General features: G+C 72.2%; 30 protein-coding genes and 1 pseudogene. 19 read left to right on the forward strand and 12 right to left on the reverse strand.

Translation table 11 applies throughout. The features are described 5' to 3' along the window. Positions 1-527 (forward strand): serine/threonine kinase C-terminal domain-containing protein (locus tag GTY56_RS13940; protein ID WP_524540103.1); only part of this gene is annotated, 527 nt, incomplete at its 5' end. Here the strand turns inward: GTY56_RS13940 and GTY56_RS13945 are convergent. Next, positions 519-1,970, reverse strand: a complete 1,452-nt coding sequence (locus tag GTY56_RS13945) for a serine hydrolase domain-containing protein (protein WP_161365671.1) — start codon at positions 1,968-1,970, stop codon at positions 519-521. The genes GTY56_RS13940 and GTY56_RS13945 overlap by 9 nt on opposite strands. A gap of 72 nt (positions 1,971-2,042) precedes the next feature. On the opposite strand from GTY56_RS13945, the gene GTY56_RS13950 reads away from it, so the two are divergent. Then, positions 2,043-3,014, forward strand: a complete 972-nt coding sequence (locus tag GTY56_RS13950) for an LLM class F420-dependent oxidoreductase (protein WP_161365672.1) — start codon at positions 2,043-2,045, stop codon at positions 3,012-3,014. Here the strand turns inward: GTY56_RS13950 and GTY56_RS13955 are convergent. Then, a complete protein-coding gene (locus tag GTY56_RS13955) occupies positions 2,911-3,606 on the reverse strand; it encodes a hypothetical protein (RefSeq protein ID WP_161365673.1) in 696 nt (231 codons plus the stop codon). The two genes, GTY56_RS13950 and GTY56_RS13955, sit on opposite strands and share 104 nt — an antisense overlap. A gap of 162 nt (positions 3,607-3,768) precedes the next feature. Between GTY56_RS13955 and GTY56_RS13960 the strand changes: the two genes are divergently transcribed. Together GTY56_RS13960 and GTY56_RS13965 are read left to right on the forward strand one after the other, a co-directional pair. Further along, a complete protein-coding gene (locus tag GTY56_RS13960) occupies positions 3,769-4,797 on the forward strand; it encodes a hypothetical protein (RefSeq protein ID WP_161365696.1) in 1,029 nt (342 codons plus the stop codon). A gap of 62 nt (positions 4,798-4,859) precedes the next feature. After that, entirely contained in the window at positions 4,860-5,285 is a 426-nt protein-coding gene (locus GTY56_RS13965; RefSeq protein ID WP_161365674.1) for an SsgA family sporulation/cell division regulator, read from the forward strand. Between the two features lie 58 nt (positions 5,286-5,343). Here the strand turns inward: GTY56_RS13965 and GTY56_RS13970 are convergent, their stop codons facing one another. Beyond that, positions 5,344-5,814 carry a DUF6328 family protein gene (locus tag GTY56_RS13970; RefSeq protein ID WP_161365697.1) on the reverse strand — a complete coding sequence of 157 codons (471 nt, stop codon included), beginning with the start codon at positions 5,812-5,814 and terminating at the stop codon, positions 5,344-5,346. A gap of 175 nt (positions 5,815-5,989) precedes the next feature. Between GTY56_RS13970 and GTY56_RS13975 the strand changes: the two genes are divergently transcribed. Beyond that, positions 5,990-6,337, forward strand: a complete 348-nt coding sequence (locus tag GTY56_RS13975; protein WP_161365675.1) for a hypothetical protein — start codon at positions 5,990-5,992, stop codon at positions 6,335-6,337. A 9-nt stretch (positions 6,338-6,346) separates the two neighbouring features. On the opposite strand, the gene GTY56_RS13980 is transcribed toward GTY56_RS13975, so the two are convergent. Further along, on the reverse strand, positions 6,347-7,330 hold the full coding sequence (locus tag GTY56_RS13980) for an aldo/keto reductase (RefSeq protein WP_161365676.1): 984 nt from the start codon (positions 7,328-7,330) through the stop codon (positions 6,347-6,349). Positions 7,331-7,468: 138 nt separating this feature from the next. On the opposite strand from GTY56_RS13980, the gene GTY56_RS13985 reads away from it, so the two are divergent. Next, the gene (locus GTY56_RS13985) at positions 7,469-9,196 is read left to right on the forward strand and encodes a cholesterol oxidase substrate-binding domain-containing protein (protein WP_346345487.1); all 1,728 of its coding nucleotides are present in this window, start codon (positions 7,469-7,471) and stop codon (positions 9,194-9,196) included. 92 nt (positions 9,197-9,288) lie between these two features. Here the strand turns inward: GTY56_RS13985 and GTY56_RS13990 are convergent, their stop codons facing one another. Beyond that, entirely contained in the window at positions 9,289-10,500 is a 1,212-nt protein-coding gene (locus GTY56_RS13990) for an FAD-dependent monooxygenase (RefSeq protein ID WP_161365678.1), read from the reverse strand. A gap of 341 nt (positions 10,501-10,841) precedes the next feature. On the opposite strand from GTY56_RS13990, the gene melC1 reads away from it, so the two are divergent. Both melC1 and melC2 read left to right on the forward strand, forming a co-directional pair. Then, positions 10,842-11,210: an apotyrosinase chaperone MelC1 gene (gene melC1, locus GTY56_RS13995; RefSeq protein ID WP_161365679.1), complete on the forward strand. Its 369-nt coding sequence runs from the start codon at positions 10,842-10,844 to the stop codon at positions 11,208-11,210. 32 nt (positions 11,211-11,242) lie between these two features. Further along, entirely contained in the window at positions 11,243-12,064 is an 822-nt protein-coding gene (gene melC2, locus GTY56_RS14000; protein ID WP_161365680.1) for a tyrosinase MelC2, read from the forward strand. Here the strand turns inward: melC2 and GTY56_RS14005 are convergent, their stop codons facing one another. Continuing rightward, positions 12,065-12,763 carry a ribonuclease H family protein gene (locus GTY56_RS14005; protein WP_161365681.1) on the reverse strand — a complete coding sequence of 233 codons (699 nt, stop codon included), beginning with the start codon at positions 12,761-12,763 and terminating at the stop codon, positions 12,065-12,067. Between the two features lie 41 nt (positions 12,764-12,804). Further along, positions 12,805-13,602, reverse strand: coding sequence for a VOC family protein (locus tag GTY56_RS14010; RefSeq protein ID WP_161365682.1), 798 nt, complete (start codon positions 13,600-13,602; stop codon positions 12,805-12,807). A 202-nt stretch (positions 13,603-13,804) separates the two neighbouring features. Between GTY56_RS14010 and GTY56_RS14015 the strand changes: the two genes are divergently transcribed. Beyond that, positions 13,805-14,704: an SGNH/GDSL hydrolase family protein gene (locus GTY56_RS14015; RefSeq protein ID WP_161365683.1), complete on the forward strand. Its 900-nt coding sequence runs from the start codon at positions 13,805-13,807 to the stop codon at positions 14,702-14,704. Between the two features lie 32 nt (positions 14,705-14,736). Then, the gene (locus GTY56_RS14020) at positions 14,737-15,612 is read left to right on the forward strand and encodes an aminoglycoside phosphotransferase family protein (RefSeq protein ID WP_237524808.1); all 876 of its coding nucleotides are present in this window, start codon (positions 14,737-14,739) and stop codon (positions 15,610-15,612) included. A 37-nt stretch (positions 15,613-15,649) separates the two neighbouring features. Here the strand turns inward: GTY56_RS14020 and GTY56_RS14025 are convergent, their stop codons facing one another. Beyond that, the gene (locus tag GTY56_RS14025; RefSeq protein WP_161365684.1) at positions 15,650-16,132 is read right to left on the reverse strand and encodes a VOC family protein; all 483 of its coding nucleotides are present in this window, start codon (positions 16,130-16,132) and stop codon (positions 15,650-15,652) included. Positions 16,133-16,253: 121 nt separating this feature from the next. Here GTY56_RS14025 and GTY56_RS14030 point away from each other — a divergent pair, with 121 nt between their 5' ends. From GTY56_RS14030 to GTY56_RS14040, 3 genes are all read left to right on the forward strand, one after another. Further along, complete coding sequence (locus tag GTY56_RS14030; RefSeq protein WP_161365685.1) at positions 16,254-17,459, forward strand: epoxide hydrolase family protein; 1,206 nt, start codon at positions 16,254-16,256, stop codon at positions 17,457-17,459. 113 nt (positions 17,460-17,572) lie between these two features. Beyond that, positions 17,573-18,211, forward strand: coding sequence for a ClpP family protease (locus GTY56_RS14035; RefSeq protein WP_161365686.1), 639 nt, complete (start codon positions 17,573-17,575; stop codon positions 18,209-18,211). A 1-nt stretch (position 18,212) separates the two neighbouring features. Next, a complete protein-coding gene (locus GTY56_RS14040) occupies positions 18,213-18,815 on the forward strand; it encodes a ClpP family protease (protein ID WP_161365687.1) in 603 nt (200 codons plus the stop codon). Between the two features lie 18 nt (positions 18,816-18,833). On the opposite strand, the gene GTY56_RS14045 is transcribed toward GTY56_RS14040, so the two are convergent. Continuing rightward, positions 18,834-19,256 carry a helix-turn-helix domain-containing protein gene (locus tag GTY56_RS14045; protein ID WP_161365688.1) on the reverse strand — a complete coding sequence of 141 codons (423 nt, stop codon included), beginning with the start codon at positions 19,254-19,256 and terminating at the stop codon, positions 18,834-18,836. Positions 19,257-19,458: 202 nt separating this feature from the next. Between GTY56_RS14045 and GTY56_RS14050 the strand changes: the two genes are divergently transcribed. Continuing rightward, positions 19,459-20,346 (forward strand): RNA polymerase sigma factor SigF, encoded by an 888-nt coding sequence (locus tag GTY56_RS14050; protein WP_161365689.1) that lies wholly within the window; start codon positions 19,459-19,461, stop codon positions 20,344-20,346. Between the two features lie 130 nt (positions 20,347-20,476). On the opposite strand, the gene GTY56_RS14055 is transcribed toward GTY56_RS14050, so the two are convergent. Continuing rightward, positions 20,477-20,941, reverse strand: a complete 465-nt coding sequence (locus GTY56_RS14055) for an ATP-binding protein (RefSeq protein WP_161365690.1) — start codon at positions 20,939-20,941, stop codon at positions 20,477-20,479. A gap of 187 nt (positions 20,942-21,128) precedes the next feature. On the opposite strand from GTY56_RS14055, the gene GTY56_RS39925 reads away from it, so the two are divergent. Genes GTY56_RS39925 through GTY56_RS14065 form a run of 3 tightly spaced genes read left to right on the forward strand, consistent with a single transcriptional unit; the run spans position 21,129 to position 22,263 of the window. After that, the gene (locus tag GTY56_RS39925) at positions 21,129-21,269 is read left to right on the forward strand and encodes a hypothetical protein (protein WP_202510146.1); all 141 of its coding nucleotides are present in this window, start codon (positions 21,129-21,131) and stop codon (positions 21,267-21,269) included. Continuing rightward, a complete protein-coding gene (locus tag GTY56_RS14060) occupies positions 21,266-21,850 on the forward strand; it encodes a PRC-barrel domain-containing protein (RefSeq protein ID WP_161365691.1) in 585 nt (194 codons plus the stop codon). The genes GTY56_RS39925 and GTY56_RS14060 overlap by 4 nt, the downstream gene beginning before the upstream one ends. After that, positions 21,847-22,263 (forward strand): PRC-barrel domain-containing protein, encoded by a 417-nt coding sequence (locus tag GTY56_RS14065; RefSeq protein WP_161365692.1) that lies wholly within the window; start codon positions 21,847-21,849, stop codon positions 22,261-22,263. The genes GTY56_RS14060 and GTY56_RS14065 overlap by 4 nt, the downstream gene beginning before the upstream one ends. A 27-nt stretch (positions 22,264-22,290) precedes the next feature. Here the strand turns inward: GTY56_RS14065 and GTY56_RS14070 are convergent, their stop codons facing one another. After that, positions 22,291-23,445 carry a DUF6777 domain-containing protein gene (locus GTY56_RS14070; protein WP_346345488.1) on the reverse strand — a complete coding sequence of 385 codons (1,155 nt, stop codon included), beginning with the start codon at positions 23,443-23,445 and terminating at the stop codon, positions 22,291-22,293. Positions 23,446-23,621: 176 nt separating this feature from the next. Between GTY56_RS14070 and GTY56_RS14075 the strand changes: the two genes are divergently transcribed. Next, a complete protein-coding gene (locus tag GTY56_RS14075; protein WP_161365694.1) occupies positions 23,622-24,920 on the forward strand; it encodes a streptophobe family protein in 1,299 nt (432 codons plus the stop codon). An 8-nt stretch (positions 24,921-24,928) separates the two neighbouring features. Here the strand turns inward: GTY56_RS14075 and GTY56_RS14080 are convergent, their stop codons facing one another. Further along, positions 24,929-25,927, reverse strand: a complete 999-nt coding sequence (locus GTY56_RS14080; RefSeq protein ID WP_161365695.1) for a serine/threonine-protein kinase — start codon at positions 25,925-25,927, stop codon at positions 24,929-24,931. Between the two features lie 204 nt (positions 25,928-26,131). On the opposite strand from GTY56_RS14080, the pseudogene GTY56_RS40540 reads away from it, so the two are divergent. Continuing rightward, positions 26,132-26,472: pseudogene (locus tag GTY56_RS40540) on the forward strand (hypothetical protein); the annotation flags it as partial.

Genomic DNA, 26,472 nt, shown 5'->3' on the forward strand with positions numbered 1-26,472 from the left:
CCCCCACTGCGTCGTCCCCGTCCCCCACTCCCACGCCCACACCGTCCGCCCCGGCCACGGCCCTGCCGCCCGGCTTCCAGCGCTACCAGGCGGCCGAGGGCTTCTCCCTCGCGCTGCCCGAGGGCTGGAAGCGGCTGGACACCGATCGCGACGGCGCCGCGTACCGGGTCGTCTTCGGCGCGAAGGGGGACGACCGCACGCTGGCCGTCACCTACAGCGAGCAGGCGGGCCCGGACCCCGTGGCCGTGTGGCGGGACGACGTCGAGCCGAACCTCAAGCAGGCCGACGGCTACGACCGGATCGGGGCGATCCGCGCGACGACGTACCAGGGCCGCAAGGCCGCCGACATGGAGTGGACCGCCGACGTCGACGGCACCCGGGTGCACACCCTCGGCCGGGGTGTCCTGCTGGGCGGCGGCCGGAGTTTCTCGCTGCGCTGGACGACCCCGGACGCCGACTGGGAGGACGCCGCCAACCAGGAGGCGCTGCGCACGTTCTTCAAGACCTTCCGGCCGGGCTCAGACTGAGCGGCGCGGGGCGCACAAGCTGGTGAGCCGTCCGCCGTGCAGCGGCCGGGTGCGCCAGGACGCGGTGAGCGTCCCGCCGACGAGGGAGCAGGTCAGTGCCAGGCGGTGCGGGGTCTCCAGGAACACCACGTCCACGGCCAGCGTGCCGGCATCGGTCCAGCCGCCGCTCACCGCGGTCGGGACGGGCTCCTCGGCGACCGTCCAGCTCTCCTCCCCGAGACGCAGGGCGAGCCGGTCCGGGTGGTCCGGCCGGTCCCCTTCTCCGGTGAGCGTGAGCGTCCAGCCGTCCGCGTCCCGGTCGAGCGCCGCCGACCGGACCGGCCCGGTCCCCGCGGAGGCCCTGAACGCGGCGGCTGTCCAGTCCCGCTCCCGCTCCGGGGGTGCGGGACGGCCCGGGGCGGGCGGCAGCGCCAGCCGGCCGAGGCGCTCCCGCAGCCGTGCGTCGGCGGCCTCGCGGCGGGTCAGCGGCTCGGGTCCGAAGGCGGGCAGCAGATGCTCCCAGACCAGGTTCAGGTACTCCTGCATTCGCTCGGTCGCCGCGGTCGCCGCGATGACCACGTCGTGCTCCGGCAGCACCAGGCAGAACTGGCCGTACGCGCCGTCACCCCGGTAGCCGTGCCGGGACGTCCAGAACTGATAGCCGTACCCGCGGTCCCAGTCCTGCCGGTCCGCGTCCCCCATGGCCCCCGCGGTCGGTATGCGGGGCTGCGAGGCCCGGGCCACCCATCCCTGGGGCAACAGCCGCCTGCCCTCCCACAGCCCGTCGCACAGATACAGCCGGCCGAGCCGGGCGACGGCGTCGGTGGTGGCGTGCAGGCCGCTGAAGCCGAGCTCGCGCCCGGCGCGGTCACGGCGCCAGGCCACCTCACCGATGCCCAGCGGATCCAGCAGCCGGGGCCGCAGGTAGTCACTGAGCGACTGCCCCGTGACCCGCTGGACGATCGCGGCGAGCGTGTAGGTGGCGGGCTGGTTGTAGGCGAAGACCGTGCCCGGGTCCGCGTCGGGCGGCAGCCGCAGGAACCCCCGCACGGGCTCGGCGGGGTCCCGCCCGAAGGCCTCGTCGACGGTGTCCCGCAGGTGGCCGCTGGCCATGGACGCCACATGCCGGACGAGCATGGCCCGGCTGCGCGGATCGGTGATGCCGTCCTCGAACTCCGGGAAGTACGAGATCACCGGCGCGTCGAAGTCGAGCAGTCCCTCGGCCTCGGCCAGGGCGGCCGCGGTCCCCGTGAAGCTCTTGCTGAGCGAGTACAGCAGGTGGAGGCGTTCGGGGGTGTACGGCGCCCACCAGCCGGAGGCCACCAGGTGCCCGTGCCGCACGATCATCAGACTGTGCGGCTCGATCTCGGGGGCGGCTTCGAGGGCGTCGAGGAAGGCGTGGACGCCGGTGGCGTCGACACCCTGGGCGGCCGGACCGGAAGTCGGCAGGGGGGAAGCACTCATGGATGCATCCTGCACCCGTCGGCGACCTTGATCGAGCCGTTTCCGGGCCCGCTCTCAGGGGACTCGCCGGTTATGGTGCAAATCGGATACACGATGATGACCGAGCAGGCCGGCCCCCGTGACCTCGTCGACCACGTGGTCCGGGCCGAGGAGGCCGGCTTCGACTTCTCGGTGACCTCCGACCACTACTTCCCGTGGCTGCGCTCGCAGGGTCACTCGCCCTACGCGTGGGCCGTGCTCGGCGCCGCCGCCCAGGCCACGTCACGTATTCCGCTGATGACGTACGTGACGTGCCCGACGTTCCGCTACCACCCCGCGGTGGTGGCGCAGAAGGCGGCGACGCTGCAGTTGCTGTCCGAGGGCCGGTTCCGGCTGGGGCTGGGCTCGGGTGAGAACCTCAACGAGCACGTCGTGGGCGGCGGCTGGCCTTCCGTCGATGTGCGGCACGAGATGTTCGAGGAGGCCGTGGAGATCATTCGCGCCCTCTTCGAGGGCGGGCACGTCAACCATCGCGGCACGCACTTCGACGTGGAGTCGGCCCGGCTGTGGGACCTCCCCGACGAGGCGCCGCCGATCGGTGTCGCCGTCTCCGGTGAGCGGTCGTGCGAGCTCGCGGGGCGGCTCGGGGACCTGGTGATCGCCACGGAGCCCAAGGCCGGGCTGCTGGAGGCCTTCGACCGGCACGGCGGCCAGGGCAAGCCCCGGGTGGGCCAGCTGCCGGTCTGTTACGACCCCGACCGGGACGCGGCCGTCAAGCGGGCGCACGCGCAGTTCCGCTGGTTCGGCAGTGGCTGGAAGGTCAACTCGGAGTTGCCGCACCCGGATTCCTTCGAGGCGGCGACCCAGTTCGTCACGCAGGACGACGTCGCCGACGCCATCCCGTGCGGTGACGACCCGGACGCGTTCGTCGAGGCCGTCCGACCGTACGCCGAGGCCGGGTTCACCGAGGTCGCCCTCGTCCAGATCGGTGGCGAGTCGCAGCCGGCATATCTGGACTGGTCGGAGAAGACGCTGCTGCCCGCGCTGCGCGACGCGTTCGGCTGAAGCCCTCGGCCAGCGTCTCGACGGCCAGTTCCACCGATCGAGCCCTCCGCCCCGGGGGGCTCTTCTTCACGAGCGCGCTCATCCGCTGGGCCTCCTCCGTCGTGGGCAGGAACCCGGCGAGCAGCAGGGGCAGCAGCAGCCGCCGGACGAGCACTTCGCTCTCCGAGGTGACCTGCGGCCTGCGCACCACCGAGACGTTGACCCGGATCGCGTGTTCGTTGCCGGGCGGGACGCCCGGACGGTCCCTCTCGATCGCGGCGTAGCGGAAGCCGTGCGCCAGGTCGCAGGCCGGGCAGCCGGCCGGGCCGCGGGCGAGCCTGCCGCCGCAGTCGGGGCACACCAGCCGGTCGAGAGCGGCGTCCACGATCCGCCAGTCGTGCCGGTGCGGTTCGGCCGCGACCATCTCGGCGAGCATCCGTTCCTGGTCGCCGCCCGCGACGGTGTCCCACTGCCGCAGGAAGGTGGCCCACTCCCCCTCGACGATGGAGTCCACGAGGTCACGGCAGACGGCACAGCCGGGGGCACCGCCGTACGCGTAGCCGCGGCACTGCGTACAGCGGCGCAACGTGACGTCCGTCTCCTGCCGCACCATGCCGGACATCCTCGCGCACGCGCGCCCGGCGGCGACAACGGTTTTCGACACGGGCCGTCGCCCGGGTGTGAACAGCGAGGTCAGCGGGTGCCGCTAGGCTTCCGTGCGCACCTCGTGCCGCCCGATCTGCCCTGCCCAGGAGAGTCGTCCGTGACTGTAGCCATGACCCCGCCCGAGACGTCCCCCGCTGCCCCGGCGCCTCTGTCCGACCTGGTCGCGCGGGACGCGCGGGAGTTCGGGGCGTACGCCCGGACCGGGGGGTGGGCCTTCGGACTGAAGGTGGCGCGCAGTGTGCGGCCCGGCGGGCAGGGCGCGGACGAGACGCCGAAGGTGTCCGCGAAGGAGTTCGCGGAACTGGCCGGCTGCTCCCCGGAGCGGGTCATGCGCTACTACAAGGCGTGGGACCGGGCGGCCGACGACGGGATGGTCCCGCACTTCGAGGCGCTGACGCCCGGTCAGGAGGTGGAACTGCCGGACGCCGACGTGTGGCTGGACTACTACGTCTCCCGCAACAGCGCGACCTCCGAGCGCGGCACCGCCATCACCGAGGCGGCCGAGGCGGAGGGCATCCGGCCCACGAAGGCCCTGGAGGTCGCGGAGAACCCCACCGCCCTGCGCGCCGCGATCCTCGCCGACCCCTCCACCGCCCGAGCGGCCCGCCAGGCCCTGCTGGACCGGGTCCGCGAGGACCCGGACCTCCAGTCGGAGCTGGCCCGGGACGTGGTGCGCACCGACGAGCTGAAGAAGGCCGTCGCCGGGGAGAGCAGGGCGGCCGACCGGATCGGCTACGTGCGCCAGATCGCCGAGTCGGGGCAGATCAGGACGCCCGCCGGGCAGACCGTCGACGCGCCGGCGGATCTGCGCCAGGAGGCCGAGCGGCACCTGTCGCTCATCGACGAGCTGGACGAGGGCGAGGACGCCGGCGAGTGGGCCGCCGAGGCCTACGACACGATGAAGTCCCTCGTCGTCGACGTCGTGGAGGCCGATCCGGGGCTGCGGGTGCAGGAGCGGCGCACGAAGTTCTACAGCAGCCTCCAGAAGGCGACCAAGGTGTTCGAGGAGCTGACCTTCGACGACGCCGGGGAGTTCTACGAGGACGACATGGTGCAGCGTCTGGAGGATCTTCAGCGGGCCGTCGCGGTCTGCATCGAGTCGCTGCGGGGCGCTCGCGGGAATCACCCGGTCGGCTGAGCATTCCGGCTGGATCGGGGGTACTAGAGGGCTCTACGTCGGTTCTTCCCGGAGGCCCCCTCGTGAACTCGTTCGTCCACAAGACCCTGGTGGTGCAGCTCCAGGCGGGTGACACGGACCGTTTCTCCGTGCTCGCCCACCTGAGTTACGACGCCGCGGACCCGTTCGCCGTCACCGTGGTCTTCAGCCACGACGGCCGCGTTCTCGCCCGGTGGCAGCTGGACCGGGAGATGCTCGGTGAGGCGCTGCGCCGTCCGGTGGGGGTGGGCGACGTGCGGATGCGCCCGGAATCGCGGGGCGTGTGGCAGGAGCTGCGCATGGAGTTCCTCGGCGACGCCCGCGCCGACGGCGGGCGGCACCACGCGGTGGTGTTCGCGTGGGCGCCGGGGTTCGCCGCGTTCCTGCGCGAGACCTACGCGGTGGTGCGGCCGGGCCACGAGGAGGTCCACGTCGACGACTTCCTGGCGGGCGTCCTCGCCGGGGGCTGAATCACGGCGAACCGTTGCGCGAGGAGCCCGCTGCCGGCCGGCAGCGGGCTCCGTTTCGTCACCTCGACGTGTAGCGGTGCCGCGTCCACAGCGGCAGGACGAACCAGCACAGCAGGTACCAGGCGACCACCCCGGCGACCAGGTAGGGCACGAAGCCGTCGTGCGTCGCCACGCGCAGGATCAGCAGCAGCGACGAGGTCGTCGTGGCGAGCAGCAGCACGAGGCCGAGCAGGGTGAGCCGGGAGGCCAGCTGCACCGCCTGGGGCTTGACCCGCCGCCCGGAGACGAGGCGGTGCAGGGACACCGGGCCTATGAGCGCCCCGGTGGCGCAGGCTCCCAGGACGACCGTCACGAGGTAGATCGTCTGGTCGGTGCCGGAGAGGTTTTCGTACTTCGCGGTGAACACCACGGTGAGCAGAAAGCCGAACAGGATCTGCACGCCCATCTGCGCGACGCGGACCTCCTGGATGAGCTCCTGCCACATCCGGTCCGCTCTCTCCTCCTCCGTCTCGTTGCGCCCCCGGCGCATCGCCCCGCCCTCTGCCGTGTCCGCCACTGTTTCCTCCTGGTGTGAGACCTGAGCCCTCCTCTTTCCCGGGTTCCCCGGAACGACGCTTCGTCCCGGGGACCACGGCGGTTTGAGCGATCAGTGGGCGGTTACACGGACGGCGCGAATGACGCAGGCTTGAGGAGGTCGTGGACGCATGTCCGGTACGCAGCTCACCCTGACGCTCAGCGGCGGAGGCGCCGACGACGCGCGAGCGGTCGTCCGCGCTCTGGAAGGTACCTTCGGGGCACCGGACGAGGTTCCCGCCGACGAGAACGCGACGGTGCACACGGCGACCTTCGACGGGGAGGGGCGGACGGCCCCCGCCGGCGGTGGCGGGGAGGGTTCCGGGCGGCTGTCCGCACCGGTGACCGTCACCGTGCAGGGCAGTCCCGAGGCCGTGCGGCGGGCGAGCGACACGCTCACCCGGGCGTTCACGGCACGCGACGACGGGGCCGCCTCCGGCGACCAGGAGCAGGAGAGGGAGCTGCTCCTGGAGCCGTGAGGAGCGGCCTCACCAGCGGGATTCGACCTGGTCCTTGATCCGCCGGTCGTAGAGGTCGCGGATCGCCGTGAGCGTCTCGCCGGGCAGTTCCGGGAGGCGGGCGGCGGCCGCGTTGGCCCGGGCCTGCTCGGGTGAGCGCGCGCCGGGGATCACGGTCGTGACGCCGGGCTGCTCGACGATCCAGCGCAGGGCCAGCTGGGCCGGGGTGTACCCCTCGGGGGTGAGCGCCGCGAACTCGGCGGCGGCCTCCACACCGGTGGCGTAGTCGACTCCGGAGAAGGTCTCGCCCTGGTCGAAGGCCTCGCCGTGCCGGTTGTAGGTGCGGTGGTCGTTCTCCGGGAAGACGGTGTCGCGGGTGTACTTGCCCGACAGCAGGCCGGAGGCCAGCGGGACCCGGGCGATGATGCCGACGCCCGCCGCACGGGCGGCGGGGAGCACCTCGCGCAGCGGCTTCATCCGGAACGGGTTGAGGATGATCTGCACGCTCGCCACGTTCGGCCGGGCGATCGCGGTCAGTGCCTCCGCGCAGGTCTCGACGCTGACGCCGTACGCGGCGACGCGCTCCTCCTCGACCAGGGTGTCGAGGGCGTCGAACACCTCGTCCGTGGAGTAGACGGGCGTCGGCGGGCAGTGCAGCTGCACCAGGTCGATCCGGTCGACGCCGAGGTTGCGCCGGGAGCGGTCGTTCCAGGCGCGGAAGTTGTCGAGCACGTAGTTGGCGGGGATCTGGTCGACCCGGCGGCCCATCTTCGTGGCGACCATGACGTGCAGGTCCGGGCGGCCGCTGAGGAAGGCGGCAATGGTCTGCTCGCTGCGGCCGTCGCCGTACACGTCGGCGGTGTCGAAGAAGGTCACCCCGGCCTCGGCAGCCGTCTCCAGTACCGCGAGGGCCTCCTTGTCGTCGACGTCTCCCCAGTCGGCTCCCAGCTGCCAGGTGCCCAGACCGATGACGGAGGCGTGCTGACCCGACCTGTCGAATGTGCGCTCGTCCATGGGCGTCAGTCTGTCACCCGTCACGGCGCCGCGCGGAACGTTCTGCTCCGGCTCGACGAGTCCCCACGATTCACTCACACGAGTGAGTCGATGCGACAGGAACACGTCACGTGTCGACCGGCCGCTAGCGTGACACCGGTGACTACCGGTTCAACGAACAACCACCCTTCCGAGGCGTCATCCTGGACCCGTCGGGGATTCCTGCTGGGCGCCGCCGTTCTGGCCACGCTGCCCGGTCTGCCGGCGGATCCCGCGGCCGCCGCCGCGGACTTGCCGGACTTCCCGGCGGACGTCGCGCTGTACCGCTCGGCCTACCGCAACTGGGTCGGTGAGATCACCGCCGACGGTCTGTGGGCGTGTGCTCCGGACGGCCCGGACCAGGTGGTCGCCGTCGTCAACTGGGCGTGGCGGCACGGGTGGCGGGTGCGTGCCCGGGGTGCCGCGCACGGCTGGTCGCCGCTGACGGTGACGGAGGGAACGCCGTCCGGGGCCCCGGTCCTCCTGGTCGACACCAGGGTCCATCTCACCAACCTCGCCCTGGACTCCCCGACCGCGGTGCGCGCCGGGTCCGGCGTGGCCATGGAGGACCTGCTCGCCTTTCTGGAGGAGCACGGCCTCGGTGTCACCGCGGCACCCGCTCCGGGCGTGCTCACCCTGGGCGGGGTCCTGGCCGTCGACGGCCACGGCACGGCCGTCCCCGCACGGGGCGAGCAGCGGCGGCCCGGGCACACCTACGGCTCACTCAGCAACCTGATCCTGTCCCTCACGGCCGTGGTGTGGGACGACGGAGCCGGTGCGTACGTACTGCGCACCTTCCGGCGCGACGGGGCGGACTGCGCCGCGCTGCTGACCCATCTCGGGCGGTCCCTGGTCACCGAGGTGGTGCTGCGCGTCGGCGCGAACACGAACCTGCGGTGCGTGAGCCGCACGGACATCCCGGCCGGGGAACTGTTCGCCGCTCCCGGCTCGGGCGACGGGCGGACGTTCGCGAGCTTCCTGGAGGAGGCGGGGCGGGTCGAGGCGATCTGGTTCGCCTTCACCGAGCATCCCTGGCTGAAGGTGTGGAGCCTCTCCCCCACCCGGCCGCTGACCTCGCGGAAGGTGACACGGCCGTACAACTACCCGTTCTCCGACAACGTCCCCGCGCCGGTGGCGGAGCTGGTCGGCCGGATGACGTCGGAGTCGGCCTGGTACCTCGCGCCGGTGCTCGGCACCGCCCAGTACGAGGCCGCCGCCCTCGGGCTGGTGACGACGCTGTCCGCCGACCTCTGGGGCCCCTCCAAGAACACGCTGCTGTACCTGAAGCCGACCACGCTCCACGTGCACGCCAACGGCTACGCGGTCCTCACCGCACGGGACGGGGTGCAGCGGGTCGTCTCCGAGTTCGCCGCGTTCTACCGGGAGCGGCTGACGGCGTATGCCGCCCGGGGCAGTTTCCCGGTCAACGGCTCGGTGGAGATCCGGGTGACGGGCCTGGACGACCCGGCCGCCACGGGCGTGGCCGGGGCCCGTCCGCCCCTGCTGTCGGCGCTCCGGCCGTCCGAGGATCACCCCGAGTGGGACACGGCCGTGTGGCTGGACGTCCTGACGCTGCCGGGCACGCCGGACGCGGAGGCGTTCCTGCGCGAGATCGAGGTGTTCCTGCTGCGTACGTTCGACGGCGGATCCGCGCTCACCCGGGTGGAGTGGTCCAAGGGGTGGGCATACACGGACGACGAGGTGTGGAGCGACCAGGAGGTGCTGGGCGACGTCGTCCCGGCGGCGGTCGGCCCGGCCGCGTGGGCGGAGGCGAACGCCGCGCTGGACCGGCTCGATCCGCACCGCGTGTACGGCAACGCCTTCCTGGACCGGCTGTTCGGCGCCTGAATCGGGTCTGGGGGGTGGGGTCCACGACACGCCCGCTGCACCGGCCCCACTGGCCGCCCTGGGACACGCCGAGGGGCGGTGAGCCTCAGAGGTCACTCCCGGGAGGCCAGCGCCCGTGCGTGCACGGTCCGCGCGACCTTCGGACCCAGCCAGCGCTTGAACCGGCGCAGCGGCTCCAGCTGCCCGGCCGCCCGGTCGAGCCGGTAGTACAGCTGGGGCGGGATGTAGGGCAGCAGGGGCGAGTGGCGCTGGCCGAGCAGGGCGAACATGCGCTCCGGGGGCAGGTGCATGTAGCGGGGCAGGTTCTCGTACCACTGGGCGCTGTAGCGGGCCGCGCTCTGTACGGGCAGCAGGGCCGCTTTGCGTTCCCGCTCGTAGCGGGCGAGGGCGCTCGGGAGTTCCGGGTGTTCGCGCAGCGCGGCGGCCAGGGCGATGGCGTCCTCCAGAGCGAGCGTGGTGCCGGCGCCGATGGAGTAGTGCGTGGTGTGGGCGGCGTCACCGAGCAGGACGAGGTTGCCGTGGTGCCAGGTGTCGTTGGTGAGGGTCCGGAACGTCTGCCAGGGAGTGCCGCCGGGACGGCCCAGCAGGGGGTGTCCGTCCAGGACGTCCGCGAAGAGCCTCTCCAGCAGGGCGCGGCCGTCGTCCTCGCTCGCCCGGTCGAACCCGAGGCCGGCCCAGGTCTCGGGCGCGCATTCGACGACGCAGGTGCTGCGGTCGGGGCCGTAGCCGTAGCCGTAGCACCAGATCCAGCCGTGGGGGGTCTCCGTGAAGGCGAAGGTGAAGGCGTCGAAGACCTTGGTGGTGCCGAGCCACACGTAGTGATTGCGTCCGGGCGTGAGCCGGGTGCCGAAGTGCGCGGAGTGGCGCGAGCGCAGTTCGCTGCGGACGCCGTCGGCCGCCACGATCAGGTCGGCGCCGGAGGGCAGCTCACCGGCGGTGATCGCGCTCTCGTACTCCAGGCGTACGCCGAGGTCGCGGGCCCGGGCGGCGAGGATCTCCAGCAGCCGGTGTCGGCCGATGCCGTGCCCCTGGTCGCCGCGGTGCCGGGTCGTCAGGTCCCGGACGTGGGCGACGCCGTCGCTCCACCGGACGGAGCCTGCGTCGAGGAGGGCCGCCGACTCGGGGTCCTGCTCGTGGAGCCGGTCGAGCAGTCCGCGCCAGTACGTCACGCCCCAGCCGTAGGTCGAACCCTCCGGGTCGCGTTCGTGGACGGTGATGTCGTGGGACGGGTCCTGCCGCTTGAGCAGGATCGAGAGATACAGACCGGCGGGCCCGCCGCCGACACAGGCGACCTTCACGCACACCCCTGAGAATTACCGAGAGCTGTCGATTGCGGACGCAGAGTAGCAGCATGCGCGCACCGTCGAGCGGACCGCCGGATCGCGCCAGTTTCGCGGCGTGACGCGCACCACGGACGGCGGACCGCACCGGCAGAAACAACCGCCACAGCTCCCTTCGCGGGTGGAACTTCCCCTTCCGGCCCCGCGCGCAGGCGTACCGCAGCAAGATCATCTTCGTTCAACCTTGCACGACATAAGGGGAATTGCCCGGATCGCAGCCAACCGGCTCGCGGGGATTTCTCCGGGTAGCGGGCGGGCCGGTAGGCATGCGGGGACATCAGCCGAACCCACCCCTGGAGGTCCGTATGCCGGAACTCAGCCGTCGCAGCGCGCTCACCGCCGCGGCCGTCCTCGCCACGAGCGCGGGGACGTTGTCCGCCGTCACCCCGGCCTCGGCCGCCGGGCACCACGGCTCCCCCGGGACCTTCGACGAGGTCTACAAGGGCCGCCGGATACAGGGCCGCCCGGCCACCGGGTCCGGTCACCACGGGCACCACGGCGCGGGATACGAGGTGTTCGTCGACGGGGTCGAGCTGCACGTGATGCGCAACGCCGACGGCAGCTGGATCAGCGTCGTCAGCCACTACGACCCGGTGGCCACCCCGCGGGCCGCCGCCCGCGCCGCGGTGGACGAGCTTCAGGGCGCGCCGCTGCTGCCCTTCCCCGCCAACTGACCCGTCCCGCACAGCACCTGGAGCAACCGCACATGGCTGTCCGCAAGAACCAGTCCACCCTGACCGCCGACGAGAAGCGGCGTTTCGTCGCCGCGCTGCTGGAGCTGAAGCGCAGCGGCCGCTACGACGAGTTCGTCACGACGCACAACGCGTTCATCGTCTCCGACACCGACAACGGCGAGCGGACCGGGCACCGTTCACCGTCGTTCCTGCCCTGGCACCGAAGATTCCTCCTGGAGTTCGAGCGGGCCCTGCAGTCGGTGGACGCGTCGGTGTCGCTGCCCTACTGGGACTGGACCGTCGACCGTACGCCGCGCGCCTCACTGTGGGCGCCCGACTTCCTCGGGGGCACCGGCCGGGAGCGGGACGGTCGGGTGACGGACGGGCCGTTCTCCGCGTCCGGCGGGAACTGGCCGGTCAACGTGCGGGTCGACAGCCGTACGTTCCTGCGGCGCTCCCTGGGTGCCGGTACGCGCGAGCTGCCGACCCGGGCCGAGGTCGAGTCGGTGCTGTCGATGTCCACGTACGACATGGCGCCCTGGAACAGCGGCTCGGACGGCTTCCGCAACCACCTCGAAGGGTGGCGGGGCGTGAACCTGCACAACCGCGTCCACGTCTGGGTCGGCGGACAGATGGCGACCGGGGTCTCCCCCAACGACCCGGTGTTCTGGCTGCACCACGCGTACATAGACAAGCTGTGGGCCGAGTGGCAGCGCCGGCACCCCGCCTCCGGTTATCTGCCGGTCGCCGGCACGCCGAACGTGATCGACCTCAACGAGACGATGCGGCCGTGGCACGACATGAGCCCGGCGGACCTGCTGGACCACACGCCGCACTACACGTTCGACGTCTGATCAGACGCTCGCGCCCGTGCGGCACTCCGGGTGGCCCCAGCCGCTGTCGTTCTTGGCGATGGGCTCACCGGCCGCGTAGGAGCGGCCGCACTGGCAGCGGCCGGGGAACTTCGCCTTGATCGTGCGCGCGGAGCCCTTGCTCCCCGCGGCCTTGGCGGTGCGCGGGCGGGAGCGCGGGGCCTTGGCCGGGGTGTCCGGGGCGGGCGGCGGCTCGGGGGAGCCGAGGCCGCTGCCCGCGGGCTCCTGGACGGTGGCGGCCTGGCTGGCGGCGCGGTCGGCGAAGTCGTTGAGCCGGTCGCCGTCGACCTGGTGGGCGGGGACGTAGCGGAACTCGACCGGGCGGCCGTCCAGGAGTTCGTCGATGCGGACGACGAGGTCCTGGTTGGCGACCGGTTTGCCCGCGGAGGTCTTCCAGCCGTTGCGCTTCCAGCCGGGCAGCCAGGTGGTGACGGCCTTCATCGCGTACTGCGAGTCCATCCGGATCTCGAGCGGCACGTCCGGGTCGGTCGCCGCCAGCAGGCGCTCCAGCGCGGTGAGTTCGGCGACGTTGTTGGTGGCCTTGCCGAGCGGCCCCGCCTCCCACCGCTCCGGTGCCTCGGAAGCGTCGGCGACGACCCAGGCCCAGCCCGCGGGCCCGGGATTTCCCTTCGAAGCCCCGTCACACGCGGCCACAACACGTTCACGCATGCGCTCGATCATGCCATGACCGCGGGGGCCGTCCGGCCGGGAGGGCCGGGCGCCTACGCCACGTCGGTCAGCTTCGGCATCTCTCCCTCGGTCTTCGTGATGTCGATCACCGAGAAGTTCGCGCCCTGCGGGTCGCTGATCGCCGCGAAGCGGCCGAACGGGGTGGTCATCGGGCCGAACCGCAGCACGCCCCCGAGCTCGGTCGCCTTCGCCACGGCTTCGTCGCAGTCCGCCACGGCGAAGTACACATTGATGTACGGCTGCACCTCGGGCGGGAAGTCCTCGCCCATCTTCATCCGGCCCAGCACGCTGCGTTCGCCGAGGTCGTAGATCCTGAAGTCCGTCTCGCCGTCCTCCATGTCCCGCTGCCGGTAGGAGAAGACGGCGGGGAAGAACGCGTCGGACTTCGCGGGCTCGCGGGTGAAGACCTCCGCCCAGGTGTAGGCACCGGGTTCGGCCATCGCCTGGAAGCCCTCGTGGGTGCCCGCCTGCCAGACGCCGAAGACGACGCCGCCGGGGTCGCGGGCCAGGCACATGGTGCCGAAGTCGGCCACCTGCATGGGCTCCATCAGCACCTCGCCGCCGTTGTCACGGATCCGGCCGGCGGTGGCGGCGGCGTCGTCGGCGGCGAAGTACAGGCACCACTGCGACAGGCCTTCCTGGCCGGGCATGGGCGGGACGACGGCGGCGACCGCCTTGCCGTTCGCGTAGGCCTCCGTGTAGTTGCCGAGCTCCGCGGACGCCTCGGCGAAGGTCCAGCCGAGGACGTCCCCGTAGAAGCTCTTGGCCCCTTCGAGGTCGCCGAACATCGCGTCGGCCCAGCAGGGGGTTCCTTCAGGTTGCACGGCCATGACCACGGCCCTCTCCGAATGGATGGAATCGTCCGCTTCCTCACGCTAGTCACCCGGTGGCCGGCCCGCGCGTCGAGCGGATCGGCCGCCCGGTGGCCGCGTCCGGCGGGCCCGGGCCATCGCGTCCGGCGGATGTCTTCCCCCCGGCGCCCGGCTGTGCTTGCCTGAGTGCCGTATCGGTGGCGGGGGCGGGAGTTGCCGTATGCGCAAGCCGTGGATCGTGGGGGCAGCAGTGGCCGGGGTGCTCCTCGGCGGGTGCGGGGATCCCGCGTCCGGACCCGAGGAGCCGGCGCCGGCCGCGCCGCGCGCGTCGGCCACCACTCATCAGCGGGCCCCCGCCTCCTCCGGCCCGGAGCCGGGGAAGGCACCCAGGGTGCTGTACCTCGGCGACTCGCTGGCGATGGAGAGCCAGAAGGTAGTGGGCCAGGAGTTACGCCGGGACCTGAAGGCGCGGTACACCGGCGCCCCGTATTCCGGCACCACCCTGTGCGACTACCTGGAGGGGACGGCCGAACGGTCCCTCGTGCCGGCCGCCGACAAGGCGGCCGCGCTGGTGCGCAGGCTGCGGCCCGACTTCGTGGTCCTTCAGTTCTGGGGGAACTCCTGGGGCTATACGCCGTGCATGGACGGCATCACCTACGACAAGTCCCCGGCCCGTTACTTCCGCCGCTACGACGCCGACGCGCGTCGGCTCACCGAGCAGATCACCGCGGCGGGGGGCGGCAGCCGCCCGCGGATCGTCTGGGTGTCCCAGGGCCCGGACCCGATCACCCCCGACCGGGTCCGGCGCGTCAACGCGCTCTACGAGAAGCGGGCCGCCGCCGCGGGCGACCTCGTGGCGGACGCCGGAAAGGCGGTGAGTCCGGCCGCGGACCGCTACGCCTGGGCGCAGTACCTGCCGTGCACGGCCCACGAGCGTGCCCGCCCCGGCCTGTGCACACAGCCCGGCCGCGACCGCACGGCCCTGCACCGCGACGACGACTATCTGCACTTCTGCCTGGCGCCGACCACCACCCGGCCCAAGCCCTGCCCGGTCCGCTCCCCCGGCATCCTGCGCATGGCCCGGGAGGTCACCAAAACCATTCGACAGGCGGCGCGTTGACCGTTCGAATGGGCGTCATGTGCGCGGTGCGGATGCATGAGGACGAGCTTGCCGTCGACGTCTCCCTCGTCGGCCGGCTGATCGCGGGACGGTTCCCGCAGTGGGCCGGGCTGCCCCTGCGGCGGCTGGAGTCGTCCGGGACGGAGAACGCCATGTTCCGCCTCGGCGCGGACAAGGTCGTAAGGCTCCCCCGGCACCCCCGCGCCGTGGAGGCCGTCGCGCACGAGCTGCGCTGGCTGCCCCGGCTGGGCCCGGGCCTGCCCGCTGCCTCGCCCGAACCCCTCGGCCGGGGCGATCCCGGTGACGGGTTCCCGTGGCCCTGGTCGGTCTACGGCTGGCTCGACGGCAGCAACCCGGTGCCGGGCAGCATCGAGGAGCCCGCCCTGCTCGCCGGGGACCTGGCGGCGTGGATCACGGCCCTGCGCCGCATCGACGCGTCGGAGGGGCCTCCGGGTGACCGGGGCATGCCGCTGGCTTCCCGCGACCCCTCCGTGCGTGAGGCGCTCGGGCTGCTCTCGGGGCGGGTCGACACCGCCGCGGTGACCAGGGCGTGGGAGGAGGTCCTGCGGGCTCCGGAGCACACCGGGCCGCCGCTCTGGGCCCACGGCGACCTGATGGCCGGGAACCTCCTGGTCACGGGCGGGCGGCTGAGCGCCGTGATCGACTTCGGCACGGTGGGGGTGGGGGATCCCGCCGTCGACCTCATCGGCGCCTGGTGTGTGCTGCCCGCCTCGGTGCGCGGCGTCTTCCGCGAGGCCGTGGGCGCCGGCGAGGCCGAATGGGCACGGGCGCGGGGCTGGGCCCTGTCGATCGCGGTCATCGCCCTGCCCTACTACTGGGACACCAACCCGCCGGTCGCGGAGAACTCCCGGCATGTGATCGGGGAGATCCTGGCCGAGACGGCGTAGGGGCGGAGACGGCTCCGCCCCTGTGTGCCGGGACACGTCACTCGCCGGCGTACGCCTTCTCCAGTGCGGCGATGTCGAACTTGCTCATCGCCATGAACGCCTGGGTCACCCGGGACGCCTTCGCCGGGTTCGGGTCGCTGATCATCTCGGGGAGCCGGTCCGGGACGACCTGCCAGGACACGCCGAACCGGTCCTTGAGCCAGCCGCAGGGGCCCGGCTCGCCGCCGTTCTCGGTGAGCCTGGTCCAGTAGTAGTCGATCTCCTCCTGGTTCTCGCAGAAGATCATGAAGGACGTGGCCTCGGTGAACGTGAACTGCGGGCCACCGTTGAGCCCGAGGAACCGGTGCCCGTTGGCCGTGAACTCGACCGTCATCACGCCGCCGGCGGCCTGGAGCGCTCCCTCGGGGTAGCGCGCGATCTTGCCGATGCTGGAGTTCTTGAAGATCGAGACGTAGTGGTGGGCGGCCTCCTCGGCCTGGCCGTCGAACCAGAGGCACGTGGTGAAACCGTCGGTGGTCATGGGTCCTCCTGCACGCGTCGAACGCTGTCACCACTGTCGACCGGCACTCGCCCCGGAACTCATCGGCCGGGGGCCGGGCAAAGCGGATGGCCGCTACACCGTTCGGAACTAGCATCCGGTCATGACGTCTTCGCCCGCCGACAGCCGCATCTATCCCTTCCGCATCGACGTACCGCAGAGCGACCTCGACGACCTCCACGACCGCCTCGACCGGACCCGCTGGCCGGACGAGCTGCCCGGCGTGGGCTGGTCGTACGGCGTTCCCTCGGGCTATCTGCGCGAGCTGGTGCGGTACTGGCGGCACGACTACGACTGGCGGGCCGCGGAGGCGCGGCTGAACGCGTGGCCGCAGTTCACCACCGAGATCGACGGCGCCCGGGTGCACTTCGCGCACATCCGCTCGCCCGAGCCCGACGCCACCCCGCTGATCGTCACGCACGGGTGGCCTGGGTCGATCGTGGAGTTCGCCGGCATCGTGGGACCGCTGACCGACCCGGCCGCCCACGGCGGCGATCCCTCCGACGCCTTCCACCTCGTGCTGCCGGGCATCCCCGGCTTCGGCTTCTCGGGCCCCACCCGGGAGACCGGCTGGGAGGCACGCCGGATCGCCGACGCGTGGGCCGAACTGATGACGCGCCTGGGCTACGAGCGGTTCGGCGCGCAGGGCGGTGACTGGGGGGCGGCGATCTCCCGGGAGCTGGGGCGCGTCCACGGCGGCCGGGTGATCGGCCTCCACCTCAATCTGCTGCCCGGCGCCCAGGCCGCCGTCGAGCCGGCCGCCGGGGAGCTGGAGGTGCTGAGCCCGGCCGAGCGGGAGCGTGCGCTGGCCTCGTGGCGCAGGTGGGCGCAGTGGTCCCGCGACGGCACGGGCTACTTCCACGTGCAGTCCACCCGTCCGCAGACGCTTTCCTACGCGCTCACGGACTCACCCGTAGGTCAACTCGCCTGGATCGTCGAGAAGTTCCAGGAGTGGACGGACGCGGAGGAGCTGCCCGAGGAGGCCGTCGACCGGGACCTGATGCTCACGAACGTGATGCTGTACTGGCTGACGGGGACGGCCGGCTCATCGGCCCGCATCTACTACGAGCGCGCCCACGCCCGGGGCGAGAGGACCGCCGCCCCGCAGGAGCCCTCCACCGCGCCGACCGGGGTCGCGTCCTTCGCCGGCGACCCGCAGATCCCGCTGCGGCACAAGGCGGAGCGTACGGAGAACATCGTCCGCTGGACGGAGTTCGACCGCGGCGGGCACTTCGCGGCGATGGAGGAGCCGGACCTGCTGGTGGGTGATGTGCGGGCGTTCTTCCGCCAGTTGCGCGACAAGGGCTGAGCCGGGGGGCTCCGCCCGTAGCGGATCTGCCGAGGGCAGAGAAACCGTTCGCGGGCGTCGTCCGAGGTCAAGAGTGGGGTCGACGGCACATCCCGCCACCACGAGGAGAACCCATGACTCCACTCGGCACGCTCACACCCCGCGCAGAGGAGGGCGACGCCCCGCCGACGCGCCTCGACGACCACCTCGCCGCCCAACTGCTGGGGCAGCGCATCGTGTTCCTCGGCACCGAGGTCACCGAGGCGTCCGCCAACCGGGTCTGCGCCCAGTTGCTCCTGCTGTCGGCGGAGGACCCGCGGACCGACATCAGCCTGTACATCAGCAGCCCGGGCGGGTCGGTGTACGCGGGCCTGGCCATCTACGACACGATGCGTCTGATCCCCAACGACGTCTCGACGCTCGCCATGGGTTTCGCTGCGAGCATGGGCCAGTTCCTGCTCTGCGGCGGCACACCGGGCAAGCGCTACGCCCTGCCGAACGCGCGGATCATGATGCACCAGGGGTCCGCGGGCATCGGCGGCACCACCGCCGACATCGAGATCCAGGCGGAGAACCTGGAGCACAGCAAACGGACCATGGAGCGGCTCCTCGCCGAGAACACGGGCCAGACGCCGGAGACCATCGCCCGGGACGGCGACCGCGACCGCTGGTTCACGGCCGAGGAGGCCAAGGAGTACGGCATGGTGGACCGGGTCCTTCAGTCCCTCACGGACGTCCGCCCGGCCGCCTCGAAGCGACGGATGGGGCTGTGACATGGGGAACTACACGATTCCGTACGTCGTCGAGCGGACCGCGAACGGCGAGCGCTCCTCAGACGTCTTCAGCCGCCTGCTGTCCGAGCGGATCATCTTCCTCGGCACCGAGATCGACGACGGCGTCGCCAACGTCGTCATCGCGCAGCTCCTCCACCTGGAGTCGGCGGCACCGGAGAACGAGATCGCGATCTACATCAACTCCCCCGGCGGCTCGTTCACTTCGCTCATGGCGATCTACGACACCATGACGTACGTGCAGGCGCCGATCTCCACGTTCTGCGTGGGGCAAGCGGCGTCGACGGCGGCCGTGCTGCTGGCCGGCGGGGATCCAGGGCGGCGGTTCGTCCTGGAGCACGCGCGTGTGCTGCTCGGTCAGCCCGCCACGGGCGGCAGCCGGGGCGCGATCTCCGACCTCACCATCCAGGCCAAGGAGATGGTCCGGATCCGCGCCCAGGTCGAGGAGGTGCTGGCCCGGCACACGCACCATGACATCGCGACGCTGCGCGCGGACATGGACCGCGACAAGGTGTTCACCGCCGAGGAAGCGGTGGCGTACGGGCTGGCCGACGAGGTGGTGAGCCGGCGCCTGGCGAGGGTCTGAGGCGCCGGCTCGGCGTCCTCAGGCAGCCAGGCACATCCCGTCGTGCGACGCACCGGTCCTGGCACGGGTCGCGCGGCCGCCGCCCGGTACCTGGCGGCTTGTGAGCCGGACCAATTCGCCCTGCGCCCGCGTCAGCAGGTCGCCGAGGTTCAGTCCGAGGGCGTGGGCGGCGGCCGCGAGGACCTCCGAGGAGGCCTCCTTGCGGCCGCGCTCCACCTCCGAGAGGTAGGGCATGGAGATCCGCGCCTCGTCGGCTACGTCCTTCAAGGTGCGCTCCTGTTTCAGGCGTTCACGGCGCAGCACGTCTCCCACCAGGTCCCGCCACAGCGGCTCCTTGCCGGCGGGGGCCGGCGGCGCCTGGCGCGGCGGTGCTCCGGAGGGGCGCACGCCGTGCGGGCGCAGAGGGAAGACTCGGGCTTCGTTCGGCAGGTGGCTGTTCACTGCTCCAGCCTAGGAATCCCGGCCGCCGGGGGAAGGGCCCGGCGTTCCGCCCTGGGTGGAATCACGCGTCCACAACGACGGATGGGCACATTCCGCCCGATTTCGCCCGTGGGAGAATGGCGGGGCATGGTGCGCGCCGAGCCGGGTACCCGCAACTCGGGAGTACCTATGCAGATGTCCGCCGTGACGTTCGGGAGAGGTAATGGAGACCGCCGTGATCCGGTCGAAGGCACAGGTCGTCGAAGAGAACACCGAGGCCAGCGCGGGTGACGGAGTACTGCCGGGCGTCGTGGACCCGCGGTCCGTCGCCCCGCGGGACGCCAGGGAGCTGTCCCGCCAGTTCTTCCAGCGCCTGACGGAGCTCGAAGAGGGCACGCACGAATACCAGTACGCGCGCAACACCCTGATCGAGATGAACATGTCGCTCGTGCGCTTCGCGGCCGGCCGGTTCCGCGGCCGCGGTGACGACATGGAGGACATCGTCCAGACCGGCATGATCGGTCTGATCAAGGCCATCGACCGGTTCGAGCTCTCGCGCGAGGTCGAGTTCACGTCCTTCGCGCTGCCGTACATCGTCGGCGAGATCAAGCGCTTCTTCCGCGACACGACGTGGGCGGTGCACGTGCCGCGGCGGCTCCAGGAGCTGCGCGTGGAGCTTGCCAAGGCCCGCGAGGAACTCGCCAGCCGGCTGGACCGCGAACCGACGGTCGCCGAACTGGCCACCCTGATGAACATCTCCGAGCGCCAGGTCGTCGAGGGGCAGATCGCGGCGAACGGCTACAACTCGTCGTCCCTGGACGCCGCCCTCACCGGCGACGGCCCGGAGAGCGGCGAGGCGGTCCTGGCCGACTTCATCGGTGTGGAGGAGGACGGGCTGCGGCTCGTCGAGGACTTCCATTCGCTCGCCCCGCTCATGGCGGAGCTGAGCGAGCGCGACCGGCAGATCATCCACATGCGGTTCGTGGAGGAGGCCACCCAGGCGGAGATCGGTGAGCGGCTCGGCTGCTCGCAGATGCACGTCTCCCGCCTGATCAAGCGGATCATCACGCGGCTGCGCGAGGGCATGCTGGGCGAACTGGGCTGCGCCTGACAGCGGCGTGCGACCAGCGGGTGCCGTCCCCCATGCGGGAGTGGGGCGGCACCCGCGACTGCGTTCCGGCTCTCGTTGTGATTCCTTCGTTCTGATTCCTTCCGGGTGACGCAACTCACCCCGGAAGGAATCAGACCTGAGTTGCCTCGGAGAGCGGCAGCACCGCGCGCACCCGCTTGCCCACCGGCACCCGTTCCACGCTGACCTGCTCCGCGAGCGCGTGGACGATCTCCAGGCCGTGCCGGCCGATGCGCTCGGGATTGCGCGGGAAGATGCGGGGCAGGGCGGAGCTGCTGTCGTAGACCGACACCGTCACGGCGCTGTCGGTGCCGACGAGCTCCAGGATGTACGGCCCGTTGCTGTGCCGGTCGGCGTTGGTGACCAGCTCGCTCACCACCAGCAGCACGGCGCCGTCGACCCGCTCGTCGATCCGCGCGCACCACTCGGTCCTGAGCTGCTCGAGAAAGAGCGCGGCGAAGGACCGTGCCTCGGCGATGCATCCCTGCTCACCGGTGTAGTGTGCCGCCCGCCTCAGCGGTTCCACGGGCACGTCGAAACCAGTCGGTATCACTGCCCCGTCCAGGTGATCGATCATTCTTTTCTCTCTGGGAAGCCGGACCGGCCGGACGCTCTGCACCAGTGCTCGTACCCCGAGCCGGGCTTCACAGTCCTGACAGATTCTCCACCATGCGGTGACCCGGGCATTGTCCCCCCTTCGCGGGGCACCCGGAAGAAATCAGGACCGGCCGAGGGCGGCCGGGCCGGATCGCCGGAGGTGCGCGGTGGCCTGGTGGACATGGCTGGTCGTGGTAGTCGCGGCGCTCGTAGCCGTCGCGGTGGTGGCACTCGCCGTCCAGGCGGGCCGCCGGTCGGGGACCGTCATCGCGGTCAGGCGCCGGCCCGGCGGAAAGAGCCTGCGATGAACGAGCTGCTGGCTGCGCGGAGCCTGACGACCCTTCCGGTGGTCACCCTGGGCGGGGAGGCCGTCGCCCAGGTCAAGGACACCGTCTTCGACGCCGCCGCCGGTCGGATCACCGGCTTCACACTCAGCGGCCGGGGTCTGCTGTCGGGCCCGCTGAAGCAGAGTCTGCCCTGGTCGACGGTGCACGCGCTGGGTCCGCACGCGGTCATGATCCGCGATGCCCTCGCGCTCCAGGACACGTCCGTCGTGGTGGCCCGCCGGGAGGCCCAGCAGGGCCGGGTGCTGCACGCGAAGGTGCTGACCGACGAGGGTGCCGAGGTCGGCACCGTGCTCGACGTGATCGTCGAGGGCGGGACCAGCGGCCGGGTCGTCGGGTTCCGGATCGCCGCCGGCAAGGCGCTGGTGCAGGGTTCCCGACGCCGTAGGCACCGCGTGTACGTACCGCGCGGCGAGACACTCGCCGTCTCGGGCCGGGCGCTGGTCATCCCGGCGGACGCCACCCGCTACGTCGCCGACGACCTGCCCGCCTTCGCCTCCCGGGTCGGGGCCTTCCGGGCAGGGCGGGAGGGGACGGCGTCATGATGCTGTTCTCCGAGGCACGGGGCCTGCCGGTGCTGACGCTGACCGAGGCGGAGGAGGTGGGCGCCCTGAGGTCGCTGACGGTCGACGCCGTGTCCGGTGTGATCACCCACGTCCGGGTGCGCGGCCGGCACTCCCGCAAGGAGACCGTGCTGGCCTGGGGCGCGCTGCACGCCGTCGGGCCGGACGCGGTGCTGGTCCGCACCACCGCCGAACCGGCCGAGGTGCCGCCGCACCACGAGCTGCCGGGGCTGCGGATCCTCACCGAGACGGGCGACACGCTCGGCACGGTCCAGGATGTCGCGTTCGAACCGGAGACGGGCCGGATCGAGGCGGTCGTCACCGCTCACGGCGACCTGCCGGCCGATCGGCTGCTCGGACTCGGGGACTACGCCCTGGTGGTCCGCGCCGCCTGAACCGGCCCGGTCAGGAAGGCCGCCCGGTCAGGAGGCCGGGGCCTGTTCCGTCGTGCCGCCGCCGGTGTCGCTTCCGGTGTCGGTGCCGGTGTCGGGCGGGGGCTGCTGGGTTTCGGACGTCGGCGGCTCGTCCGTCGTCGGCCCGGTCGTGTCCGTGTCCGAGGCCGGCGGTTCACTGGTGGGCGGTTGCGACGACGTCGTGCCGGGCGGTGCCGTGGGCGTGGTGACGCTCGCCGACGGGGAGGGCTTGGCGGGCTTCTTGGTCTTCTGGTCCTTCTTGCCCGTGTCGCCCGGCTGGCGCTCGAACCACTCGCCGTCCGGTTCACACATCACGAAGGCGTCGACCGGCTCCGGGGCCGGCGTCACCATGACGACGTTCGACGACGTGTAGCCCGGCCACGCTTCGCCGGTCGTCCTGGGCGCGCTCTGCTGGGCCACCGGCGGGGACAGCGGGTTGCCGCACGCGCACCGCACCCGGGGCACGCCGCGGTCGTCGACCAGGACGGCCGTGCGGGCCTGGAGGACGGCCTGGTAACTGGTGGGGGCGCCGTCCTTGTAGCCGTGGTTGGTGACGCGGGTGTCCATGCGCAGCTGCACGGGGGTGAGCGAGCGCAGGTAGGAGGGGACCTCGGACGGCTCGATCCGGGCGACCGAGGCGAACGCGCGCTGCTTGTCCGGGGCCTCCCCGAGGTACGTGATCTGCTTCTCCACGTCACAGCTGGCGACGTTGCGGGTGCCGCCGTACAGGCCGGGCGCGTCGCCTTTCACGCCCCGGACGGCGTTCTGCGGTGCCGGCTCGGTGGCCCCCGAGGGCGAGACCGGTGAGGCGGAGCTCTTCTCCTCGGCCGTCGACTCGGTGAACGCGTCGGGGCCGCTCTCCGCTGCGGGCTGGAGGAAGACCTCACCGCTGGAGGTGCTGGTACCGCCGTCGGACGCGCCGGTGCCGCCGTTGTCGGGCCGGGAGAGCACCACGGCCAGGATGACGGCGGCCACCACCGCGGTGGCGATGATCGCGACACGGGGCACGGACCCCCACCACGGCCGGCGGGGCTCCGGCTCCCTTCCGCCTCCCGTGGGCGGCTCCCCGGGCGGGCCGCCGCCCGGCGGCGGTTGGGAGGGGCCCGACAGCGGGCCGGAGGGAGGTCCTGTGGGGCGGCCGGACGACGGCGGATCGACGCTCACGAGTTCTTCTCCCCGCGTGGGTTCTCTGCGGCCTCCACCTGAGGTGGTCTACCCAGATGTACACCGCTTGTTCCACTACAGGTTCATTGTGTGCTCCGGTCCTATATGCCCCGCAAGCCGACGCGGACGGACCCCTCCGGCGGGCGCCCGGCGCGGCGGCTGCTTAGCGTGACAGCGTGAGTTCGCGCACCCCCTCCGGCCAGGCACGCACCTCCGGCGAGCGGGCCGTCGCCCGCCACGGCTGGGCGCATGCCCTCGTCACGGTGCTCGGCGGGCTGCTCGCCATGGTGGTGGTGGCCGGCCTGGGTCTGTGGGCGGCCGGGGCCGCGGATCTTCCGGACGGTTCCTTCGCCCCCGTCGTCGCGGCCACGATGGTCACCGCCGTCGGCGGCACGGTGAAGCTCACGGGAAGCGTGGGCGATCTCGCCGATACCCAGGCGGATCTGACGGTGATTCCGTTGTCCGTCACGCTGACGGGGGCGCTGGTCGTCGCCTGGGGGTTCCTGCGGCCGCTGCGGCACCGCGCCGTCACCGGAGCCGGGGAACTGGCCGGGTGGGCCGGCCGGGTGGCGGCACTGTGGCTGCCGGCGCTGATCGGCCTGACGCTCGCCGCCCGCCACACCTTCGACATCTCACTCGGGGACGACACACTGGGTGAACTGGGCGACCTGTTCGGCGCGTCACCGAAGGTCGGCTTCACCACGGACGTTCCGCTGTCCGTGTTCGTCGGGGTGGTGTGGCTGGCCGGGGTGCTGGTGCTGGCGCTGCTGGTGTCGCGCGGGGCCCCGTTGCCCCCGGGGCTGTTGCGCTTCCAGGCGTCGGTGCGGCCGGCCGCGTACGCGATGGTCGCGCTGCTGCTGGCCTGTGTCGTCATCGGCGTGATCATCGCTCTGGTCGTCGCGGCGACCAAGGGGAACGCGCGGGAGACGTTCGCCCTGATCCTGCTCGGCCTCCCCAACCTGGTGTGGCCGGCGCTGACGATCGGACTCGGCGCCACCTGGAACGGCCGGGTGGAGGGGCCGTTCGGACTGCCCATGCCGCAGGTGCTCGACGAGGTGCTGCGCACCCCGGACATCTCCGAACTGAACCTGCGCACCCTGGCCGAGCACGACGGCCGGGTGTGGTGGCTGCTGGTCGTCGACGTCGTGCTGCTGCTGGCAGCCGCGTTCGTGATGGCGGCCCGGTCGCCGGCCCGGGTGCGCGCCTGGCAGCACGCGGTGCACATGGCCGTCGCCCTCGTGCTCACGGTGTTCATGATCTGCCTCGTCGGACGCGTCTCCGCGCACTACGGCCTGTCCGTGCTCGGCATCGGGGATCTGGGCGGCGGACTCGGGGGTGAGCTGTTCCTGAGACCCAGGCTGTGGGGTGCCGTCGGCCTGGCCGTCCCGTGGGGGCTGGTGACCGGGTTCGCCGGGGCGCTGGCGGCCCGGCACGTACGGCGGCGCGGCGAGGTGCGTCCCGACAGCGAGGGCTGACGGCCGTTCTACGTCCGCTCCACGAAGACCGGTTCGGCCCAGCGCGGCGGTGGCTTGGGCCGCTCCTCCCCCACGCCCGGCAACTGTCGGTCGACTCGTGTGGGCTGCCTCGTGGCACCGCCCTTCCCGCCGCCGGTCGTCGCGGCGCGCAGTGCGGCGACGAAGGCGAGGCAGGACGGGTACCGGTCGTCGGGGATCTTGGCGAGGGCCTGGGCGAAGACGGGGTCGACCCGGGGGTCGAGGTCCGGCCGGTCCTCGGTCACCGGCGGAGGTTCGTCGTACTGGTGGGCCCAGAGCAGGGCCATGTCGTCGTCGCGGAGGAAGGGCGGATGGCCGGCCAGGGTCTCGAAGACGACGCAGGCGAACCCGTACACGTCACAGCGGGCATCGACCGGCTTGCCGGAGATCTGCTCGGGGGAGACGTAGTCGAGCGTGCCGACGAACTGGCCGACGGTGGTGAAGCCGGTCAGTGACAGCGACTTCTTCGTCAGGCCGAAGTCGGTGAGGTAGACGTGCTCGGGGTGGTCGCTGTCGGTGCCGCGGGAGACCAGGATGTTGCCGGGCTTGACGTCCCGGTGGACCAGTCCGTGGTCGTGGGCCGCGTCGAGCGCGGAGGCGACCTGGGCGGCGACGCGCACGGCGGTGACGGGCGGCATCGGGCCCTCGCGGTCGAGAACGTGCCGCAGGTCGCTGCCGGCGACGTACCGCATCGCGATGTACAGCACGCCGTCCGTCTCACCGGCCTCGAACACCGGCACGATGTGCGGGTGGTCGATCGCCGCGGCGGCTCGGGACTCGTGGGTGAACCGGCGGCGGAAGGTGTCGTTGCGGGCGAGTTCCGGGGCGAGCAGTTTCAGGGCGACGGTGCGTTCCAGGCGCAGGTCGCGGGCCCGGTAGACGACGGCCATGCCGCCGCGCCCGATCTCCTGTTCGATCCGGTACCCGGCGATCTGCTGCCCGATCAACTCGGAGGGCCGCCCCGAGAACAGGCTCGTCTCGCGGTTCAACGCCCGTCACCCTCGGGCGGGACGACCCGCGGGGGCCTCGCCCTGGCCGGCCGGTCCACCTCACCCTCCCCGTCCCCGTGCCGGTCCTCGCGGGACACGACGCGGGTGGGTTCGGGAGCGCCGGCCGCCACGACCCTCGTGGGCTCGGGTCCGTCGGAGGACGCCACTCGTGTGGGTCGAGGAGCCTCGGGAGGCGCTCCCCGCGTGGGCTCGGGTGCCGCGGAAGACACCACGCGGGTCGGCTCGGGCACCTCGGCGGGCACGCCCCGGGTGGGCTCGGGAGCCTCGGCGGGCACGACCCGGGTGGGCTCGGGAGCCTCCGAGGCCACCGCCCTGGCCGGCTCCGGCACCTCGGCGGACACGACCCCGACGGACTCCGACGCCTCAGGAGACACCACCCGCGTCGGCTCAGGAGCCGCAACAGGCACGCCCCGCGTCGGCTCAGGAGCCCCGTCAGGCACGACCCCGGCGGACTCCGAAACCTCCGCAGGCACCACGCGCGTCGGCTCAGGAACCTCGGCAGGCACCACCCTGGTCGGCTCCGG

Origin of the sequence: Streptomyces sp. SID5643 (assembly GCF_009872555.1) — a bacterium.
GTDB lineage: Bacteria > Actinomycetota > Actinomycetes > Streptomycetales > Streptomycetaceae > Streptomyces > Streptomyces iakyrus.

Excerpts from the sequence above, each read along its gene's own strand:
- GTY56_RS13975 (WP_161365675.1), top strand. The coding sequence starts at position 5,990 with ATGTCCGGTACGCAGCTCACCCTGACGCTCAGCGGCGGAGGCGCCGAC.
- GTY56_RS13960 (WP_161365696.1), top strand. The coding sequence starts at position 3,769 with ATGACCCCGCCCGAGACGTCCCCCGCTGCCCCGGCGCCTCTGTCCGAC.
- GTY56_RS13945 (WP_161365671.1), bottom strand. The coding sequence starts at position 1,970 with ATGAGTGCTTCCCCCCTGCCGACTTCCGGTCCGGCCGCCCAGGGTGTC.
- GTY56_RS14025 (WP_161365684.1), bottom strand. The coding sequence starts at position 16,132 with ATGACCACCGACGGTTTCACCACGTGCCTCTGGTTCGACGGCCAGGCC.
- GTY56_RS13970 (WP_161365697.1), bottom strand. The coding sequence starts at position 5,814 with ATGCGCCGGGGGCGCAACGAGACGGAGGAGGAGAGAGCGGACCGGATG.
- GTY56_RS14060 (WP_161365691.1), top strand. The coding sequence starts at position 21,266 with ATGAACGAGCTGCTGGCTGCGCGGAGCCTGACGACCCTTCCGGTGGTC.
- GTY56_RS14015 (WP_161365683.1), top strand. The coding sequence starts at position 13,805 with ATGCGCAAGCCGTGGATCGTGGGGGCAGCAGTGGCCGGGGTGCTCCTC.
- GTY56_RS13950 (WP_161365672.1), top strand. The coding sequence starts at position 2,043 with ATGGTGCAAATCGGATACACGATGATGACCGAGCAGGCCGGCCCCCGT.
- GTY56_RS14065 (WP_161365692.1), top strand. The coding sequence starts at position 21,847 with ATGATGCTGTTCTCCGAGGCACGGGGCCTGCCGGTGCTGACGCTGACC.
- GTY56_RS14040 (WP_161365687.1), top strand. The coding sequence starts at position 18,213 with ATGGGGAACTACACGATTCCGTACGTCGTCGAGCGGACCGCGAACGGC.
- GTY56_RS14050 (WP_161365689.1), top strand. The coding sequence starts at position 19,459 with ATGGAGACCGCCGTGATCCGGTCGAAGGCACAGGTCGTCGAAGAGAAC.
- GTY56_RS13980 (WP_161365676.1), bottom strand. The coding sequence starts at position 7,330 with ATGGACGAGCGCACATTCGACAGGTCGGGTCAGCACGCCTCCGTCATC.
- GTY56_RS14020 (WP_237524808.1), top strand. The coding sequence starts at position 14,737 with ATGCATGAGGACGAGCTTGCCGTCGACGTCTCCCTCGTCGGCCGGCTG.
- GTY56_RS14035 (WP_161365686.1), top strand. The coding sequence starts at position 17,573 with ATGACTCCACTCGGCACGCTCACACCCCGCGCAGAGGAGGGCGACGCC.
- melC1 (WP_161365679.1), top strand. The coding sequence starts at position 10,842 with ATGCCGGAACTCAGCCGTCGCAGCGCGCTCACCGCCGCGGCCGTCCTC.
- GTY56_RS14005 (WP_161365681.1), bottom strand. The coding sequence starts at position 12,763 with ATGATCGAGCGCATGCGTGAACGTGTTGTGGCCGCGTGTGACGGGGCT.
- GTY56_RS13955 (WP_161365673.1), bottom strand. The coding sequence starts at position 3,606 with ATGGTGCGGCAGGAGACGGACGTCACGTTGCGCCGCTGTACGCAGTGC.
- GTY56_RS14055 (WP_161365690.1), bottom strand. The coding sequence starts at position 20,941 with ATGATCGATCACCTGGACGGGGCAGTGATACCGACTGGTTTCGACGTG.
- GTY56_RS14030 (WP_161365685.1), top strand. The coding sequence starts at position 16,254 with ATGACGTCTTCGCCCGCCGACAGCCGCATCTATCCCTTCCGCATCGAC.
- melC2 (WP_161365680.1), top strand. The coding sequence starts at position 11,243 with ATGGCTGTCCGCAAGAACCAGTCCACCCTGACCGCCGACGAGAAGCGG.
- GTY56_RS14010 (WP_161365682.1), bottom strand. The coding sequence starts at position 13,602 with ATGGCCGTGCAACCTGAAGGAACCCCCTGCTGGGCCGACGCGATGTTC.